The 14,019-nt window shown below is 45.1% G+C and carries 14 protein-coding genes; 5 read left to right on the top strand and 9 right to left on the bottom strand.

Annotated features, from left to right (window positions below; translation table 11 throughout):
• Positions 1 to 91 precede the first annotated feature (91 nt).
• From rpsB to pyrH, 3 genes are all read left to right on the top strand, one after another.
• Entirely contained in the window at positions 92 to 1,081 is a 990-nt protein-coding gene (rpsB, locus tag ABQ275_RS23175; RefSeq protein ID WP_349315517.1) for a 30S ribosomal protein S2, read from the top strand.
• Between the two features lie 151 nt (positions 1,082 to 1,232).
• Positions 1,233 to 2,057, top strand: a complete 825-nt coding sequence (tsf, locus tag ABQ275_RS23170) for a translation elongation factor Ts (protein WP_349315516.1) — start codon at positions 1,233 to 1,235, stop codon at positions 2,055 to 2,057.
• Positions 2,058 to 2,255: 198 nt separating this feature from the next.
• Positions 2,256 to 2,969, top strand: coding sequence for a UMP kinase (pyrH, locus tag ABQ275_RS23165; protein ID WP_349315515.1), 714 nt, complete (start codon positions 2,256 to 2,258; stop codon positions 2,967 to 2,969).
• Between the two features lie 113 nt (positions 2,970 to 3,082).
• Here pyrH and ABQ275_RS23160 read toward each other — a convergent pair whose 3' ends face one another.
• Positions 3,083 to 4,204, bottom strand: coding sequence for a DUF3298 domain-containing protein (locus tag ABQ275_RS23160; RefSeq protein ID WP_349315514.1), 1,122 nt, complete (start codon positions 4,202 to 4,204; stop codon positions 3,083 to 3,085).
• Between the two features lie 85 nt (positions 4,205 to 4,289).
• Between ABQ275_RS23160 and pdxH the strand changes: the two genes are divergently transcribed.
• Positions 4,290 to 4,937 carry a pyridoxamine 5'-phosphate oxidase gene (pdxH, locus tag ABQ275_RS23155; RefSeq protein ID WP_349315513.1) on the top strand — a complete coding sequence of 216 codons (648 nt, stop codon included), beginning with the start codon at positions 4,290 to 4,292 and terminating at the stop codon, positions 4,935 to 4,937.
• Between the two features lie 122 nt (positions 4,938 to 5,059).
• On the opposite strand, the gene ABQ275_RS23150 is transcribed toward pdxH, so the two are convergent.
• The 6 genes from ABQ275_RS23150 to ABQ275_RS23125 form a co-directional block, all read right to left on the bottom strand.
• Complete coding sequence (locus ABQ275_RS23150; protein WP_349315512.1) at positions 5,060 to 5,197, bottom strand: 30S ribosomal protein THX; 138 nt, start codon at positions 5,195 to 5,197, stop codon at positions 5,060 to 5,062.
• A gap of 152 nt (positions 5,198 to 5,349) precedes the next feature.
• The gene (locus ABQ275_RS23145) at positions 5,350 to 5,619 is read right to left on the bottom strand and encodes an HU family DNA-binding protein (RefSeq protein WP_029465307.1); all 270 of its coding nucleotides are present in this window, start codon (positions 5,617 to 5,619) and stop codon (positions 5,350 to 5,352) included.
• A gap of 316 nt (positions 5,620 to 5,935) precedes the next feature.
• Positions 5,936 to 6,238, bottom strand: coding sequence for a DUF4286 family protein (locus ABQ275_RS23140; protein ID WP_349315511.1), 303 nt, complete (start codon positions 6,236 to 6,238; stop codon positions 5,936 to 5,938).
• Positions 6,239 to 6,285: 47 nt separating this feature from the next.
• Complete coding sequence (locus ABQ275_RS23135; protein WP_349315510.1) at positions 6,286 to 7,050, bottom strand: exodeoxyribonuclease III; 765 nt, start codon at positions 7,048 to 7,050, stop codon at positions 6,286 to 6,288.
• 121 nt (positions 7,051 to 7,171) lie between these two features.
• Positions 7,172 to 9,943, bottom strand: a complete 2,772-nt coding sequence (gene metH / locus ABQ275_RS23130) for a methionine synthase (protein WP_349315509.1) — start codon at positions 9,941 to 9,943, stop codon at positions 7,172 to 7,174.
• Between the two features lie 45 nt (positions 9,944 to 9,988).
• Positions 9,989 to 11,005: a homocysteine S-methyltransferase family protein gene (locus ABQ275_RS23125; protein ID WP_349315508.1), complete on the bottom strand. Its 1,017-nt coding sequence runs from the start codon at positions 11,003 to 11,005 to the stop codon at positions 9,989 to 9,991.
• A gap of 431 nt (positions 11,006 to 11,436) precedes the next feature.
• Between ABQ275_RS23125 and ABQ275_RS23120 the strand changes: the two genes are divergently transcribed.
• Entirely contained in the window at positions 11,437 to 11,661 is a 225-nt protein-coding gene (locus ABQ275_RS23120; protein WP_349315507.1) for a hypothetical protein, read from the top strand.
• A gap of 180 nt (positions 11,662 to 11,841) precedes the next feature.
• Here the strand turns inward: ABQ275_RS23120 and recR are convergent, their stop codons facing one another.
• Both recR and ABQ275_RS23110 read right to left on the bottom strand, forming a co-directional pair.
• On the bottom strand, positions 11,842 to 12,459 hold the full coding sequence (gene recR / locus ABQ275_RS23115; RefSeq protein WP_349315506.1) for a recombination mediator RecR: 618 nt from the start codon (positions 12,457 to 12,459) through the stop codon (positions 11,842 to 11,844).
• Positions 12,460 to 12,505: 46 nt separating this feature from the next.
• The gene (locus ABQ275_RS23110) at positions 12,506 to 14,005 is read right to left on the bottom strand and encodes an Ig-like domain-containing domain (RefSeq protein WP_349315505.1); all 1,500 of its coding nucleotides are present in this window, start codon (positions 14,003 to 14,005) and stop codon (positions 12,506 to 12,508) included.
• Positions 14,006 to 14,019: the final 14 nt, after the last annotated feature.

Here is a 14,019-nt window from a genome sequence, read left to right as displayed (position 1 = left end):
TGGCTATCAGCTTTTGGCCACTAGCTAAAAGCTACGTGCTAAAAGCTACCAGCTAAACATTATTTGATCCTTTTAATTGAGCAATATAAACATGGAAAATAATACCTCATTGCAGCAGCAGTTACTGGAGGCAGGTGTTCACTTCGGTCACCTGAAGAAGAAATGGAACCCCAAAATGCTGCCTTATATTTTCGCAGAAAAGAAAGGTATTCATATCATCGATCTGAACAAAACCGTTGAAGGTTTACAGGAAGCAGCAGCTGCCCTGAAATCTATCGCTAAAAGCGGAAAGAAGATCATGTTCGTTGCAACTAAAAAGCAAGCGAAAGAAATAGTAGCAGACGCTGCGCGTAACATCAACATGCCTTTCGTTACTGAAAGATGGTTAGGTGGTATGCTCACCAACTTCTCTACTATCCGTAAGAGTGTGAAGAAAATGCAGAGCATTGAAAAAATGCTGCAGGATGGAACATTCGACAACATCACTAAAAAAGAACGTCTTACTTTAAGCCGCGATAAAGAGAAAATGGAGAAAGTGCTGGGTGGTATAGCCCAACTGGCACGTGTTCCTGCTGCGCTGTTCATGGTTGATATCAGCCACGAGCACATTGCACTGGCAGAAGCAAAACGTCTTGGTATCTCTACTTTCGGTATGGTAGATACTAACTCTGATCCAAGTAGAGTTGATTTCGCAATTCCTGCGAATGATGACGCTACTAAATCTATCGCAATCATCACCAGCTATATCTGCGCAGCAATCGCAGAAGGTCTGTCTGAAAGAGCTACAGAGAAATCTGAAGATGTAGAGGAAGAAGAAGAATCAGACGACAAGGCACGCAAATTTGAAGTTGAAGGTGGCGAAGACCGCGAAAGAGGTCGTAAACCAGGTGGTCAGGGCGGAAGAGGCCCGGGCGGTCCTGGTGGCGCTAACCGTGGTGCTGGCGGCGGTGCTAACCGTGGCGCAGGTGGTGGTCCTAACCGCGGTGGCGGTGGTCCTAACCGTGGCGGTGGTGCTGGTGGCGGACAACGTCGTCCATCCAGTGCTGGCAGTGGTCCTAGAAAACCAGGCGGCGGCAGATAGTTTGAAACATTTCATTTAGTTATTTAGATATTTATTTATTTGGTTATTTGGAATGCAGCGGGGGATATCTTCGCTGCATTTCAAATAACTAAATAGCCAAATCACTAAATCGAAAATTTTATTATTAATTCTCTTAAATCAATAATAGCTCATGGCAACAATTACGGCAGCTGATGTGAACAAACTGCGTCAGCAAACTGGTGCTGGAATGATGGATTGCAGAAAGGCACTGGTAGAAAGTGACGGTGATTTTGAAAAAGCAGTTGATTACCTGCGTAAGAAAGGTCAGAAAGTAGCTGCGCTGCGTTCCGACCGTGAAACCAAAGAAGGCGTTATCATCGCTAAAACAGCAGCAGATGGTAAATCCGGCGTTATCGTAGGTCTGGGTTGTGAAACTGATTTCGTTGCTAAGAACGAAGATTTCGTAAAATTTGCATTATCTATTGCTGACCTGGCCCTGAACAATGGTATCAGATCTGCTGAAGAGCTGAATGCAGCTCACCTCGATGGCGCTTCCGTTGCTGATAAAGTAAACGATCAGGTAGCTAAAATAGGTGAGAAGATCACGCTGAATAAATTCGAATTTGTTGAAGCAGGTGGTGTTACTGCATACATCCACGGTAATTACCGTATGGGCGTACTCGTTGCATTCTCTACACCTGTTTCTGCAGAAGTAGGAAAAGATATCGCTATGCAGATCGCAGCTATGAACCCTATCGCAGTTGATGCGGAAAGCGTTCCGGCTGAACTGATTGCCCGCGAAAAAGAAATTGCTGTTGAACAAGTGAAAGCTGAAGGCAAACCTGCTGAAATGGCGGAGAAAATTGCTGCCGGCAAAATCAATAAATTCTTTAAAGAAAGCACCCTGCTGCAACAGGCATTTGTAAAGGATAATAATAAGTCCGTAGCAGATTACCTGAAATCAGTAGATGCTGACCTGAAGGTGATCAGCTTCAAACGAATCGCTTTAGGTTAATATCATTATATCAAAAAAAGGAGAGAATAATTGTTCTCTCCTTTTTTTTGCGCATTAATAAGAAAGCAACAAGCGAAAGGCAAAAAAGCAAAGAGACATAACTGATTTACGCATTTAATTGTATATTAGAAGTAGGGCAGCTTCATGCTTTAAGCTTTATGCTTTCCTCCTTAATCACTTACAATATTTTATAGCGTCATGTTGCCAAAGTATAAGCGTATTTTGCTCAAATTGAGCGGTGAAGCCCTTATGGGGGATGCAAGTTATGGTATTGATCATAAGGTAATCAGCCAGTATGCCTACGACATTAAAGCGGTTACCGACCTTGGGGTTCAGGTAGCCATTGTTATAGGCGGTGGTAATATTTACCGGGGAATGAACGAAGCCGAAACAGGTATCGAAAGAGCACAAGGAGACTATATGGGCATGCTGGCCACAGTTATTAATGGTATGGCCCTGCAGAGTGGATTGGAGAAAATTGGCTTGTATACCCGTTTGCAATCTGCCATTAAAATGGAACAGATCGCAGAACCGTATATCCGTCGCCGTGCCATCCGTCACGTAGAAAAAGGTCGTGTAGTAATTTTCGGAGCCGGTACCGGTAACCCGTATTTTACGACAGATACCGCCGCTTCCCTGCGTGCCATCGAAATAAAAGCCGATGTAATTCTTAAAGGAACCCGCGTAGATGGTATCTATACAGCCGATCCTGAGAAAGACAAAACTGCTACCCGTTTCGAAACTATCACCTTCTCAGAAGTATACCAGAAATCACTCAACGTGATGGATATGACAGCATTTACCCTCTGTCAGGAGAATAAACTGCCCATCATCGTTTTTGACATGAACAAACCAGGTAACCTCCTGAATGTAATCATGGGCAAGAATGTAGGTACACTCGTGAAAGGCTAAGACCAGACCAGGATTAAACAGATTATAGGATTAACCGGATGGGTGTTATGTTGATTAATAATAGAACATAACACCCATCCGGTTAATCTTTTTATTTCCTTAAATCCTGGTCGTTATTTCCTTAAATCCTTGCTCAGCTCTGTGAAAGGAATATACAACGTTACCTGCCCTAATGCATACGGCCCGATCTCATAGGGTACATAACTGAAAGCCACTCCCTTGTCGGTAACAATGATGTTATTATTGGGCGGGATCGTTTTTACCAACAGGTTCTGATCCAGTGCTTCATCTTCAGCGATATTGAATTTTTTACGGAATGCCTTATCCAGCAGAGGGCTCAGGGTTTCCTTATAGCCCGGTTTGAAGATATCCTCCGGGGTGAGCACTTTTAATTTCGACAGATCCAGTGTTTTGTAAGTATTGCCCCAATTGCCATGTGCGCCACCGGTAAAATCATAGGTATATTTTTCCAGCACCAGCAGGGGCCACGTATTCCACACTACTTTTATATCATTTTCAGCTGTCCAGTTCCAGGAGGCAGACTGGCTCATATCATTTAATTCGTTGCTGTCTGCATCTTTTGCGGTGAGCTGATAACCCCTGATAAATGAATCGATGGCCCTTTTTACATATTGTTGCGGGTCGGTGAACACCGGGTTGCCGGTAACCTCTTTTTTTATAAAGGCTGCGATGGCCGGATCTACTGTTGAATCGGGCCATATGATGCTGTTGGAAGCCACGCCCATGGGCGATTGTGGCCTTGATGGCGACAGTCTGGCGGAATCGGTACTATAATATACCAGCAGGGGTACTGCTTTTTTCAGGTCTGTATGTAAAGCAAAATGCCAGGAGGTACGGTCGCCATGCCATACCCCTTTGAACTGCCCGTCGTCTGTAAGGCGGCCACTGAAAAAGCGTTCTTCTTCACTATTCCCGTTGTCCTCATAGATCTTTACTTCGTCAGAATCTGAATCCTGGCTGCCCCAAATGCTGATGGGTAATCCGATGCTATCATAGCAATAATATCCCCGGTATAGATGCGGCGCTGTTTTCAGGAGTTGCATGGTAATGTGTTTCCCGCCTACAGCACCTTTAAGTTGCGTGTAGAAATAGGGGGTACTTGCCAGCGGAACAATAAGGCTGTCGGTAGTATCACCATCCTTTGCGTGATCGTTATTATGACAGGAAAGCAGTGCGCCTGCTGTTAACAGCAATAACAAGAGAACTCTTTTCATACGATGATTTATATCAGGTCATCAAAATTACTATTATCCTTCCATACCTTTGTTCATAGGTTTAAACCAATAAAATTTACGTACTATGTTAAACCAGAAAGTAGCTGACCTGCGGAAAGATTATAAACTGGCGTCCCTGGAGGAAAGTGATGTAGCGCCGTATCCGTTGCAACAGTTTGACAGGTGGTGGCAGGATGCTACCAGCAGTGAAATTGATGAGCCGAATGCCATGACGCTGGCTACCAGCACACCTGAGGGGCATCCATCCGCACGGATTGTGTTGCTGAAAAGTTTTGATGAAGAGGGCTTTTTGTTTTTTACTAACTATGAAAGCCGTAAGGGGCAGGAGTTGGCACTGAATCCGCACGTGTCTCTGTTGTTTTTCTGGCGGGAACTGGAGCGGCAGGTTCGTATAGAAGGTACCGTTAGCAAGGCAGGCGTAAATATCAGTAACGAATATTATAACAGCCGTCCGATGGGCAGCCGCATAGGCGCCATCGCTTCACCGCAAAGCAAGGTCATTCCCGGCCGTTCTTTCCTGGAAGAACAGGTGGGTCAGGTAGCTGCAAAATATGAAAAGGAAGCCCCTCAGCGGCCCGATTACTGGGGTGGTTATGTTGTGAAGCCTGTTGTGATGGAATTCTGGCAGGGGAGAAGCAGCCGGTTGCACGACCGGATATTATATACACTTACTACAACGGGGAGCTGGAAGATAGAAAGGCTGGCCCCTTGAAAATTTTCGGATTTTCGGATTTACGAATTTAGGGATTTAAAATGCAGCGAAGATTTTTGCGTAGATCTTTCGCTGCATTTTAAATCCCTAAATTCGTAAATCCGAAAATCCGAAAATTTTATTTATGCTTTTTGTTCAGCTTTAGCTTTAGCGGCGGCAGCATTAGCAATAACTGCTTTTTTTGTTTTTGCTGGTCTTACTTTACCGAAAGATTTACTGAAGATTTTACCTCTTTTGGTTTTTACATCTCCTCTGCCCATAACGAATAATTTGAAGTTTGTTGTTTTTAAATATGATGTTATCTGGCTGCAAATTACTGTAATTCGTTGAAATTGTATGCTACCGGGCCTTTGATATAAAAAAAAAGCAAGAAACATGATTGTTCCTTGCTTGAATAAGTTGTGCTAACTGATTAGAGCTTGTCGGATAAAGCTTTACCAGCTTTGAATTTAGCAACTTTCTTAGCCTTGATCTTGATGATCTGACCGGTCTGTGGGTTTCTACCGTTACGTGCTGCACGTTTGGAAACGGAGAAAGTACCGAAACCTACCAAAGTTACTTTGCCACCTTTTTTCAAGGTATCAGCAACAGCTTTGGTGAAAGAATCCAAAGCTTCATTAGCTTGGGTTTTGGTAATAGCTGCATCTTTAGCAAGCTTGTCGATTAATTCGGCTTTGTTCATAGTTAGTAAGATTTAACTAGTGAAAAAATGTTTGATGTGAGCAAATATAGCGCGTTTTATCAGATTACCAAATTTTTTACAACTTTTTTATAGAAAATTTTATCGGCTGAAAAACGCTACTGGTAACGGTTACAGCTGATTGGTCTTTTGCATGCTAAAGTGTGATGCTTTAGCAGGATTACATAAAACCCTGTGCCCTAGCGTGTTTGCCAGTATTTATACTATTAACGCAGCATCTTTCCAAGTATTGTACCAAACTCCAGATGCCTTGAAAATAGTGAATTTCCTGTGGATAAATATAATTGCGAACCCTTGTTTATACGACCTGCATCACCGTATTAAAGGCAATAAAACGGTCGCCAAACAGGTCGTAACCTCTTTGCCGGAGGCCTTGTGCATACTCTTCCTGGTAGGTATTGTAGTTTTCGAGGCTGTCTGTAAAGTACTGGATAGCATAGGTCGGCCCTTCCTGGTCGTCCTGTTCCAGCAGTCTGCATATCCGGAAATCATGGAAAAGACCGGTCCGCAATATAGCCGGAATATGCTCTTCCCGCATCCATGAAAGCCACTCCAAATGCGTATCTGTAGCCACTTTTACCGTAACATTATAAATGATCATAGTACTTCAGCAGTTGAATACTCATATCAACATATGAGCGAAGATAGCTACAGCGCCAGTTCCAGGAACACCGGGCAATGGTCTGAATGCTTTATCTGTTGAAAAATAGCGGCATGTTTCAGCTTCTCTTTAAGGGGGGCAGTTACATTAATATAGTCAATACGCCAGCCCTTGTTATTGTTCCTGGCATTGGCCCGGAAGCTCCACCAGCTGTACTGGTGCGGATCGGGGTTGAATTCCCGGAAGGTGTCTACAAAGCCACTGGCAAAGAAACGGTCCATCCAGGCGCGCTCTTCCGGCAGAAAACCGGTAGAATTTTTATTGCTCACCGGATCATGGATATCAATAGGTTTGTGGCAGATGTTATAATCCCCGCAAACAACCAGGTTCGGTCTTGTTTTCTTCAACTCATCGAGGTACAGGAAAAATTCATCCAGCCACTGGTACTTGTAGGTTTGCCTGATCTCCCCGCTGGTACCAGACGGGAAGTAGGTATTGATCAGGGTAATATCCCCGAAATCAAGCCTGATAAAGCGTCCTTCCGTATCACTCTGCATATGGCCGTTACCATATTGTACATGATCCGGCTTAATACGGGTCAGTACTGCTACACCACTATATCCTTTTTTCTGTGCAGGATACCAGTAATGTTCGTAACCCAGTTTTTCAAACTGCTGAAAGTCGACGTTTTCCTGATGTGCTTTGATTTCCTGCAAACAGATAACATCCGCAGGATCAGATTGGAGCCATTCGGTGAAACCCTTAGTCATGGCAGACCGCAGGCCGTTTACATTATAGGAGACAATTCTCATGTAGGAATTTAGTTATTTTTTGATGTACGAATTTAGGTATTTAATAAAATGCAGCGAAGATTTTTGCGTAGATCTCCGCTGCATTTTATTAAATACCTAAATCAAAAAATTCCAAAATATTTTACATATCGTATTCCAGGTTAGGGCGCAGCCATTTCTCTGCTTCTTCTATTGTCCAGCCTTTGCGGTCGGCATAGTCGGTCACCTGGTCTTTTTCTATTTTACCCAGCCCGAAATATTTTGCCTGCGGATTGGCGAAATACCAACCGCTAACGGCGGCTGTAGGGTACATAGCCAGTGATTCGGTCAGGGTGATACCCGTGTTGTTAGTGGCATCCAGGAGGTCGAACAGCTTGTACTTTTCCGTATGTTCAGGACAGGCAGGGTAGCCTGGCGCCGGACGGATACCCGCGTATTCTTCCTTGATCAGGGCTTCATTGCTCAGGCGTTCGTCGCTGGCATATCCCCAGAACTCTTTACGGACACGTTCATGCATCAGTTCCGTGAATGCTTCTGCCAGCCTGTCTGCCAATGCTTTCAGCATAATGCTGTTATAGTCATCATGTTCTGCTTTAAATTTATCCAGCCATTTTTCGATACCGATACCTGCAGTAATAGCAAAGCCTCCGATATAATCCTGTTTGCCGGTTTCCTGCGGTGCAATAAAATCGGCGAGCGACAGGTTGGGCTGGCCCGGTGCTTTCTTTACCTGCTGACGCAGGAATTCCAGTTTCACCGGCGCAATGTCTGCCTGTTCAGGTGTAACCTGGATGGTATCAGGTGCAATGGCGTTGGCAGGGAAAATACCGATAACGGCATTGGCGCCCAGCCATTTTTCTTTGATGACTTTGTTCAGCAGTTCCTTTGCCTCATTATACAGGCGGGTGGCTTCTTTACCAACCAGTTCATCTGTGAGGATCTGTGGGAACTTACCATGTAGCTCCCATGCAATGAAGAAAGGTTGCCAGTCTATATATTTCGCTATCTCTCCGAGATCGTAATCTTCAAATTTCTTTATGCCGGTAAACGTTGGTTTAACCGGTGTGAAAGCGTCCCAGTCGATAGCTGTTTTATTCTGCTGTGCGGCTGCAACGGTGAGGTATTGTTTGGTCTGTTTTTTATTCTTGAAAGCTTCATTTAGTTTATGATATTCCGCCTGTACATTTTTCAGGAAATCTTTTTTCAGTGCCTGGTTAAGCAAGCTGCCGGTAACGGTTACGCTGCGGGAAGCGTCCAATACGTGTACTACCCCGTGTGCGTATTCCTGGGCTATTTTAACCGCTGTATGGGTGCGGGAGGTAGTGGCGCCTCCAATGATGAGGGGGATGTCAAATTCCTGCCTTTTCAGCTCACGGGCCACGTGTACCATTTCATCCAGGCTGGGTGTAATTAATCCGCTCAGTCCAATAATATCTACTTTCTCCTGTCTGGCTGTCTGTAATATTTTTTCTGCGGGTACCATTACACCAAGGTCAACGATCTCATAGCCGTTACAGGCCAGTACCACACCTACAATGTTTTTACCGATATCGTGTACATCGCCTTTTACGGTGGCGAGCAGGATCTTGCCGGCGGATTTGATCTCACCACCAAATTCTGCCTGGTTGCGTAATTTTTCTTCCTCGATGTAGGGAGTCAGGATGGCAACGGATTTTTTCATCACACGGGCGCTCTTTACCACCTGTGGTAAGAACATCTTACCGGTGCCAAACAGGTTACCTACGATGTTCATACCATCCATGAGAGGGCCTTCGATCACTTCCAGCGGACGCGGATATTTCAGCCGGGCTTCTTCTGTATCACCATCAATATAATCTGTGATACCGTTTACGAGTGCGTGGCTGAGTCTTTCTTCTACCGTGCCCAGGCGCCAGGATTCGTCTTTTTCAATCACTTTGCCTTTGGCCTTTACGGTTTCGGCAAACTGGATCAGGCGTTCTGTAGCATCATCCCTGCGGTTCAGGATGGCATCTTCACAAAGGTCGCGCAGGTTAGGTTCAATATCGTCGTAGATCTGTAACATGCCGGCATTCACAATACCCATGTCCATGCCAGCTTTGATGGCATGATACAGGAATACGGAGTGCATGGCTTCGCGTACCGTTTCATTTCCCCGGAAGGAAAACGACACGTTACTTACACCACCACTTATCTTCACCAGCGGCATCAGTGCTTTGATGCGGCGTGTGGCGTTGATAAATTCTACGGCGTAGTTGTTATGTTCTTCAATTCCTGTAGCAATGGCGAAGATGTTAGGATCAAAAATGATGTCCTGCGGATCGTAGCCTACTACTTCTGTCAATATTTTATATGCACGGTGGCTGAAGCTCACACGTTTATCTTCTGTATCTGCCTGTCCGTGTTCATCAAATGCCATGACCACCACTGCGGCGCCATAGCTTTTACAGATCTGGGCCTGCTCAATGAATTTGGCTTCTCCTTCCTTTAAGCTGATGGAGTTAACCACGCATTTGCCCTGTACACATTTCAGTCCTGCTTCAATCACGCTGAACTTACTGGAGTCGATCATGACAGGTATCCGGGAAATATCCGGTTCGGCAGCTACCAGTTTGAGGAAGGTAGCCATGGCCAGTTCGCCGTCGAGCAGCGCATCGTCCATGTTTACATCCAGGATCTGTGCACCGCTTTCAACCTGTTGACGGGCAACGGATAGTGCTTCTTCGTAGTGGCCTTCCCGGACGAGGCGGGCAAATTTCTTGGAGCCGGTTACGTTGGTGCGTTCTCCTACGTTAATGAAGTTGGTTTCAGGGCGCACAACCAGTGGTTCCAGACCGCTGAGTCGCATAAAGGGTTTGATGACCCGATGCTGTTCATTGTCTGTACCAATGGGGTCATTAATAATTGCTGTATTGTCGATGGTGGTTACGCTCATGATTGATGTTAGTCGGAATTAAAAAGAAAACCTTTCCACATTTATTTATGCCATTGCTGCGGCCAGTACCGGCCTTTCGCGTGGCTTGATCGTTTTCACATGTGCTACAATATGGCGGATATGATCAGGGGTGGTGCCGCAGCAGCCACCTACAATGTTCACAAAGCCCGATGCCGCAAAGTCTTCAATAATGCAGGCGGTATCTTCCGGTTCTTCATCATATTCACCAAAAGCATTTGGCAAACCGGCGTTGGGGTAGCAGCTAACATAGCAGCTTGCTATGTTGGAGAGTTCCTCAATATAAGGACGCATCTGCTGACCACCCAGTGCGCAGTTAAGGCCGATGGAGAATGGATTGGCATGCATCACGGAAATATAAAAGGCTTCGAGTGTTTGTCCGCTCAGTGTTCTGCCGGAGGCATCTGTGATAGTACCGGAAATCATCACCGGCAATTCAGGCTTACCGGATTCCCTGAAATACTTTTTAATCGCATATATCGCCGCCTTGCAGTTCAACGTATCAAAAATAGTTTCTATCAGGAGGATATCTACACCGCCCTCTGACAGCCCTTTGATCTGTTCTTCATAAGCGGTAGCCACTTCGTCAAAGGAAACAGAGCGGAAGCCGGGGTTGTTTACATCCGGGGAAAGCGACAATGTTTTATTTAACGGACCGATGGCGCCTGCTACGAAGCGGGGTTTATCAGGATTTTTTGCTGTGTATTCAGCCGCCACTTTCTTGGCGATACGGGCCGCCGCTATGTTCATCTCGTAAGCCAGTGCCTGCATATCATAGTCGGCCATCGCAATAGTGGTACTACTGAAAGTATTGGTTTCAATAATATCAGCGCCTGCTTCCAGGTATTCTTTGTGGATGGCTGCTATAATCTGAGGTTGGGTAAGACTGAGAAGATCATTGTTGCCTTTAAGATCACTCGGATAATCGGCAAAGCGGGTTCCCCTGTAGTCTGCTTCCTGGAGTTGGTATCGTTGGATCATGGTACCCATGGCACCATCGATGATGAGTACGCGCTCATTTGCGCAGTCTTGTAAAGATTTCATGATTTTAAGGTCGTTTATTAGTTGCTGTTTAAGTAGCATAACAGGGTCGAACAATAAACAAATCCACCCTGTACAATGATGCAAATGTAACACTTTCCCAGATGAATCCGGCTATTTGAAATTTGGCTGTTTAGCCGGTTGGCGGATATTTGACCGCTTTTGATCGATTAATTTCTAAAATGATTAAACGCGCCAGTGATATAGATTTTATCTATACGCGTAATTTTATTTGGCTGAAACCTATAAAGTCTACTATATTTGTAGGGTAATAGAAAGACACCATGCAACAAAATGATTTAAATCTGCTCATAAACCCGGCCATGGCGCTCCACCAGCCGTATGCCTGCTGCCCTTCGGGGTATTGCTGTAAGTGCAATTAACAGTTTCGTCATTAGTTCTTCTCCATTTTATTACAACAAAACAAGTCTGACATGACCATTTCAAAACATATCCACGCCTTGCGTGCGCACCTGGCTAATCTGGGTTTACACCCCGTGCCCGGAGCAAATGACGGGAATACAGCGGAAGTTTTTAAAGTGTGTTTCCTGAATAAATATGAAATGCAACGCTGGAAAGCATTGCAACAAGAACAAGATCAACAGTCAATAACCAATCATACAACATTACAGGGCCATCCCGAAAAGGATGCGCACTGAACCTTTTCATAACGTGGAATTACAGGTTAAACGAAGACGGGCGTTATTCAACGCCCGTATTTTATTTAGGTATTTTTTTGATTTACGAATTTAGGAATTTAAAATGCAGCGGAAGCCTATAGGGTGATCTCCGCTGCATTTTAAATTCCTAAATTCGTAAATCAGAAAATACCTAAATGTTTATTGTTTAACATAGTTCTCCAATGGTAGCCGGTTCGAAATGGAGCGCGCTAAAGTCATTTCGTCAGCATATTCGAGTTCTCCTCCAAAGGCAATGCCGCGGGCTATTGTAGTTATTTTTACGGGGTATTCTTTTAGCTTTTTAGAGAGATAGTAAATAGTGGTATCTCCTTCAATAGTTGGACTTAATGCCATGATCACTTCTTCTACTCCCTGCTGCTGTACTCTTTCTACCAGGGAATGAATATTCAGCTGATCAGGACCGATACCGTCAATAGGAGAGATAATGCCGCCCAGTACATGGTATAAACCATTGAACTGCTGCGTGTTTTCAATGGCCATTACATCGCGGATGCTTTCCACCACGCATACCACCTGCTGTTGCCGCGCATGGTTACTACAGATACTGCACACTTCTTCATCAGACACGTTGTGACATACTTTACAGAACCGGATCTGCTCGCGCATACGGGCTATCACTTCGCCAAACAGCTGTACCTGTGCTGTTTCCTGTTTGAGGAGATGCAACACCAGTCGCAGCGCCGTTTTTTTACCGATGCCCGGCAATTTTGCGAATTCATTTACTGCGTTTTCTATCAGAGCAGAGGAAAATACCATAATGCAAAGTTAGGGATATTGCAGCCGGGGTAGCGGCTGCAATATTTTATATTTCTATTGTTGGTTTTACGGACCAGTATGCCTTCAGGTTCTGTTTGCCGGGAAGCAGTATGACGCGCTCGGGTTGCTTCTTGGGGTTCTTGAAATACACGCCGCGGTCCCATTTGCCGTTACCGTTGGTATCCAGGAGCACCCTTACTTCGTATTCTCCCGGTGTAATAAATTTCTGAAGCCAGCTCCCATTAATAGCTTCCCCGGAATACTTTATTGTTTTATCCTGCACCAGTTGTATTACATAGTGCATGGAATCGTTATCGATGGCATGAAGGGTACTGTCACTGACTTTCAGCGTAACGCCAAAGATGGCGTAGTCGCTGGATTTTTTAGTTTTGAAACTAATGGTATCAGGCTTTGCCAGTTGTTGGCCTGCGGTATCCGTGGCGGCATCTTTAGGGATGACCAGGCGGTAAGGCATGCCCTCCTTCCATGGATAATCCAGCGACAGTTTGGTATGGGTGGAATCCATGTTGCTGGTAAAGGTAACCGGTGTAAAGGTGCTGTCTTCACCCAGGATCATCCTGGCGCTGTCCAGTGTTCTCAGCGGGAGGTTAAAGGTGAGGCGCATGGGGGAAGGGAGTTCCTGCATGCCGCCTTCCAATGTGGGTGTTACCTGCAGCTTGGGCAGCTTCTTTTTCTTTTCTTCCGGAATTTCTTCTATGTCGGCTGAGTCAATTGGCTCTGGTGGTGGTTTTATAGTACTATCTGTTTCCATAAACAGTAGCATATTTACGTCTGCCAGGTTTGTTTCCTTCAGAACTATCGGCGCTTCCACAAAAGCAATCAACTCCGTAGGCTGATTGTATTGGAGATCGCGGTCTTCTTCTTTCAGGGCAAATATTTTGTAGGTGCCGGGCGCAATATTTTTAAAGCGGAAAGAGCCATCACCTTTTGTTTTAGCGTAATAAACAGGTTTCTCCTTTGTTACAATGGAGTCTTCGTGGCCCCTGTACAGCATCACGGCCACGTTGCTGTCCATCCGGCCGGATTCGGCATTGATAAGGTGCCCTGTTACCTGCAAGCTATCGAGATAGTCGCCGGTAGATACTACATACTGGAAGTCCAGTACAATATTACGTTCGTTGATATCACGGATGGCATCTGCAAAGTTGAAGGTATAAGTGGTGTTTTCCTGGAGGGTATCCCTGATTTCCATGGTTACCGTATGCAGCTTCGCCAGTACAACCGGTGTACGTTTCAGGGTAGGTGATACAATCAGCTTATCGTTTACATTATCCAGTTCCACATATTCATCGAATACAAAAGACACCTTTTTGCTTTTGAAATGCAGGGAGGAATCCTTTGGATTTACTGCCAGCAGCACCGGCGGCAGACTGTCACGCGGCCCTCCGCTTGGCGGCACAATGTTGGCGCAGCGTGTTAATGAATTGGATACTACTATAAAAATCAGCCAGAATGCCCAGCTCCTGATATATTGATACATGTTACCGGTCGGATTAAAATATTGTACAAACTTACGAAAAGCCATGAAAGCATAAAGTA

The organism is Chitinophaga sp. MM2321 (genome assembly GCF_964033635.1).
Lineage (GTDB): Bacteria > Bacteroidota > Bacteroidia > Chitinophagales > Chitinophagaceae > Chitinophaga.
Note: the sequence above shows the minus strand (reverse complement) of the source record. Positions and strands in the feature narration are given on the sequence as shown.

Bases quoted from the DNA above. Each gene is read 5' to 3' on its own strand.
- rpsB (WP_349315517.1), top strand. From the start codon at position 92: ATGGAAAATAATACCTCATTGCAGCAGCAGTTACTGGAGGCAGGTGTT.
- tsf (WP_349315516.1), top strand. From the start codon at position 1,233: ATGGCAACAATTACGGCAGCTGATGTGAACAAACTGCGTCAGCAAACT.
- pyrH (WP_349315515.1), top strand. From the start codon at position 2,256: ATGTTGCCAAAGTATAAGCGTATTTTGCTCAAATTGAGCGGTGAAGCC.
- ABQ275_RS23160 (WP_349315514.1), bottom strand. From the start codon at position 4,204: ATGAAAAGAGTTCTCTTGTTATTGCTGTTAACAGCAGGCGCACTGCTT.
- pdxH (WP_349315513.1), top strand. From the start codon at position 4,290: ATGTTAAACCAGAAAGTAGCTGACCTGCGGAAAGATTATAAACTGGCG.
- ABQ275_RS23150 (WP_349315512.1), bottom strand. From the start codon at position 5,197: ATGGGCAGAGGAGATGTAAAAACCAAAAGAGGTAAAATCTTCAGTAAA.
- ABQ275_RS23145 (WP_029465307.1), bottom strand. From the start codon at position 5,619: ATGAACAAAGCCGAATTAATCGACAAGCTTGCTAAAGATGCAGCTATT.
- ABQ275_RS23140 (WP_349315511.1), bottom strand. From the start codon at position 6,238: ATGATCATTTATAATGTTACGGTAAAAGTGGCTACAGATACGCATTTG.
- ABQ275_RS23135 (WP_349315510.1), bottom strand. From the start codon at position 7,050: ATGAGAATTGTCTCCTATAATGTAAACGGCCTGCGGTCTGCCATGACT.
- metH (WP_349315509.1), bottom strand. From the start codon at position 9,943: ATGAGCGTAACCACCATCGACAATACAGCAATTATTAATGACCCCATT.
- ABQ275_RS23125 (WP_349315508.1), bottom strand. From the start codon at position 11,005: ATGAAATCTTTACAAGACTGCGCAAATGAGCGCGTACTCATCATCGAT.
- ABQ275_RS23120 (WP_349315507.1), top strand. From the start codon at position 11,437: ATGACCATTTCAAAACATATCCACGCCTTGCGTGCGCACCTGGCTAAT.
- recR (WP_349315506.1), bottom strand. From the start codon at position 12,459: ATGGTATTTTCCTCTGCTCTGATAGAAAACGCAGTAAATGAATTCGCA.
- ABQ275_RS23110 (WP_349315505.1), bottom strand. From the start codon at position 14,005: ATGGCTTTTCGTAAGTTTGTACAATATTTTAATCCGACCGGTAACATG.